Genomic DNA, 3,592 nt, shown 5'->3' on the forward strand with positions numbered 1-3,592 from the left:
AGCCCCTCCAGCACCCCGCCCACGAACAGGCAGCCCAGACCAGCCCCGGTGTGCAGCAGGACATGCAGCGGGTCCGCGCCGAGTGCGGTACCCAGGAGGAGCCCCAGAACCGGCAGGCCGGCGAGCATCACCGCCGTGGAGCGCGCTCCCGCCAACTGGGCGCGCAGATCAGCACTTTGATCCCGCTCGGCGCGTAGCGCGCCTTCGAGACGATCGAGTCCGGCAGCGAGTCCGGCGCCCTGGTCGACGGCCACCCGCCAGCACGCCGCGAGCCCCGACAAGCCGCCGGCCCCCGGCTGCCGTGCCGCACCCACCAGCGCACCGGGTACATCCCCTCCGAACCGTGCGGCAGCCAGCACGTTCGCCTGGGCCTGGCCGAGCCCTCCCGAGTCGCGTGCCGCGCGCTGCAACGCCTCGCCGGGTTGCCTCCCCGAACGCACCTCTCCGGCGAGCGACGAGCACAGCGCGATCACCGCGTCAGCTCGGCGCTCGCTCGCCCGCCGTGCCGAGCGCGCCCGCCGCATCCGGCGCAGCAGGGGTACTCCGGCCGCCCCCGCGGCGACCGGCAGGACCGAGCTGCCCAGCACGCCCACGACCAGTCCGAGGACCGGTGACCACCACTCGGGCCGCCACCGTGCACGCAGGCGCCGCAGGTCGTGTGCCAGGTCCTGCCAGGACGGTGGCCCGCCGCCGGCCACTGCTCCCCCGGCCAGCAGCAACTGCGCCCGCCTGAGCGCCGAGTACGGTCCGCCCCACAGCAGTAGCGCCACGCCGGCACAGGCAACGGCGGCGTTCACGGGCCCTTCACCCATCACACCGGTCACACCCATGACTCGCTCCTCTCGCTTCGCAGCAGCTCCCTCAGGCGCTCCCAGCCGCGCTCGTACACGAACGCGTCCGCCTGCCACCTCAGCGCCGGGACGGTCCGCACCAAGCCCGACGGGTCCCGCTCCAGCACATGCACCTCGGCGATCCGCCGCCGCCCGGCCGGGTCGCGCACGAGGTGCAGGACCACGGACAGCGCTGCCGCCAACTGGCTGTGCAGAGCGGCCCGGTCGAGCCCGGCCGCCGTGCCGAGCGCTTCCAGCCGGGCCGGGACATCGGCCGCGGCGTTGGCGTGGACGGTCCCGCAACCGCCTTCGTGACCCGTGTTGAGTGCGGCCAGCAGGTGAACGACCTCGGGCCCTCGCACCTCGCCCACGACCAGCCGGTCCGGCCGCATCCTCAACGCCTGCCGCACAAGGTCCTCGAGCGTGACCAGACCGGCGCCCTCCTGGTTGGCGGGCCTGGTCTCCAGCCGCACGACGTGCGGATGGTCCGGCCGCAGTTCCGCCGAGTCCTCCGCCAGCACGATCCGCTCCCCCGGCCCGACCAGCCCCAGAAGGGCGCTCAGGAGCGTGGTCTTGCCGCTGCCGGTGCCCCCGCTGATCAGGAACGACAGGCGGGCCCGCAGCAGCTCTCGCAGCACCTTGTCCCCGCCCGGCGGCACGGTGCCCGCGGCCATGAGTTCGTCGAGGGTGAAAGCCCGCGGCCGTACCACTCGCAGCGACAGACAGGTGCAGCCGACGGCCACCGGCGGCAGTACCGCGTGCAGCCTGGTTCCGTCCGGCAGCCGGGCGTCGGCCCAGGGCCGGGCGTCGTCCAGGCGCCGACCGGCCACCGCGGCCAGACGCTGGGCGAGGCGCCGTACGGCTGCCGCGTCCGGGAAGGCGACGGCGGTCAGCTCCAGGCCGCCACCACGGTCGACCCAGACCCGGTCGGGGGCCGAGACGAGTACGTCGGTCACCGACGGGTCGGCGAGCAGCTGCTCCAGCGGACCGCTGCCGACCAGCTCGGAGCGCAACTGCTCGGCCGCTCCGAGGACTTCCGCGTCCCCGAGCACGCGTCCCTGTTCCCGCAGCGCCTGTGCCACGTGTGCCGGTGTCGGTTCCGCGCCGCTCTCGGCGAGCCACTGCCGTACGCCGTCGAGGAGTGCGCCGGATCCTGGCGGCCGGTCGAGCCGGTGCGCCGTGCTCATGCGGTGCCCGCCTCGGCCAGGGATCGCTCCCAGAACTCCTTGCAGAAGCGGGCGAGGGGTGCCCGCGCGGACGCGCCGGGCGGTGCTTTTCCGCCGTCCGGACGCAGCAGACCCGACTCGACGGGCACCTCTCCGACCAGGGGCAGTCCGAGGAGCCGGGCCACCTCACGGTCGTCGAGCCCGGGGGCGTACGGACCGCGTACCGCCACCCTCAGGTCGCGCAGGACCATGCCGATGGCGGAGGCCACTCGTCCGGCCGCGGCGACGGCGCGCAGTTCGGCGGGGACCACGAGCAGCCCGACGTCGAGCTGGGCGAGGACCTCGGCGATCCCGTCGTCGATACGGCGAGGTAGATCGACGATCACGGTGCCGCCGCGGCGCCGGGCCGCGGCGAGCACCGCCCGCACGGCCTGCGGCGGGATGGCGACGCAGTCGCCGCGGTCCCAGCTGAGCACCCGCAGTTGATGCAGTGCGGGCAGCGACTCCTCCAGGGCGCCGCCGCCGACGCGTCCGCGTGAGGCGGCGAACGCGGGCCAGCGCAGGCCTTCGACGGTCTCGCCGCCGAGGAGTACGTCGAGTCCGCCGCCCAGGGGATCCGCGTCCACGAGGAGGGTGCGCAGTCCCTCCCGCGCGGAGGTGACGGCGAGGGCGCACGCGAGCGTGGACGCTCCGGCGCCGCCGCGCCCGCCGACGACGCCGACGGTGAGGGCCGGGCGTCCGACTCCCTCGGCGACGTCGGCGATCCGGTCGACGAGCCACTGCTCGCCGTCGGGCAGCACCAGGACGTGGTCGGCACCGATCTCGACAGCCCGGCGCCAGACTCCCGAGTCGTCCTGGTCGCGTCCGACGAGAACCACTCCGCGGCGACGCGCGGCACCGCGAACACGGCGCGCGGCGTCGTCGCCGACCAGGACGAGCGGTGCGGACTCCCAGCCGCCCCGCTGTACGGGCACCGAATGGTGCACCTCGGGTGTGGCACCGGCGGCGGCGCACAGCCGCAGCAGGTCGTCGAGGAGCACCGCGTCCTCGGTGACGATCAGCGGCCTGCCCTGCCGCCCTCCGGCGGCGTGCGGCGGGTCGTGTGTGACGGCTCCGGTCACGGTTTCCATCCCCCTTCGCCGCGTGGCACGCAGTCCTCTGCGGCCCCGCGATTCCCTTACGTGTGAAGAACCGGCCTCCCGGTCTCCATTTGCGCGTCCGACGGAAACCGGCTCGGGCGACCGGCAAACGGAACCGGTCCCGAACTCGGCACGAGCGAACGTGTGGGAATCACGGTGCAGCGAACCCGGAAATCGTGTGGATCTTGGTGGATAACTGTGGACGAGTGGGGGGTTGTGAATATCGCCGTCACCCGTACCGGTGAGCCCTGTCCGTCCTGTGTACGACGCCCGCAGAGCAGTCCGACGACTACGGCCCGTGACGAGCCGCGGGCATGGCGAAGAGGCGACCTCAGCCGCCCGGGCAGGGCCTCACGGCCACGCAGAAAGAGGGGAAAACGCGTCCGGACATGCGACGACCCCCGCCGGGGGGGAGAGCGGGGGTCGTCTTCCACGGCCGACTCGGGGGGGGAGGAGT

At 74.1% G+C, this 3,592-nt stretch carries 3 protein-coding genes; all 3 read right to left on the reverse strand.

All coding sequences use genetic code 11. The features are described from left to right. Positions 1–830 (reverse strand): type II secretion system F family protein (locus BZL64_RS35900; RefSeq protein ID WP_086773230.1); only part of this gene is annotated, 830 nt, incomplete at its 3' end. Continuing rightward, a complete protein-coding gene (locus BZL64_RS35905) occupies positions 821–2,017 on the reverse strand; it encodes a TadA family conjugal transfer-associated ATPase (RefSeq protein ID WP_086773231.1) in 1,197 nt (398 codons plus the stop codon). The genes BZL64_RS35905 and BZL64_RS35900, both read right to left, overlap by 10 nt. Further along, a complete protein-coding gene (ssd, locus tag BZL64_RS35910) occupies positions 2,014–3,126 on the reverse strand; it encodes a septum site-determining protein Ssd (protein WP_086773232.1) in 1,113 nt (370 codons plus the stop codon). Before ssd ends, BZL64_RS35905 begins: the two co-directional genes overlap by 4 nt. Between the last annotated feature and the right edge of the window lie 466 nt (positions 3,127–3,592).

Origin of the sequence: Streptomyces bobili, assembly GCF_002154575.1 — a bacterium.
Classification (GTDB): domain Bacteria; phylum Actinomycetota; class Actinomycetes; order Streptomycetales; family Streptomycetaceae; genus Streptomyces; species Streptomyces bobili.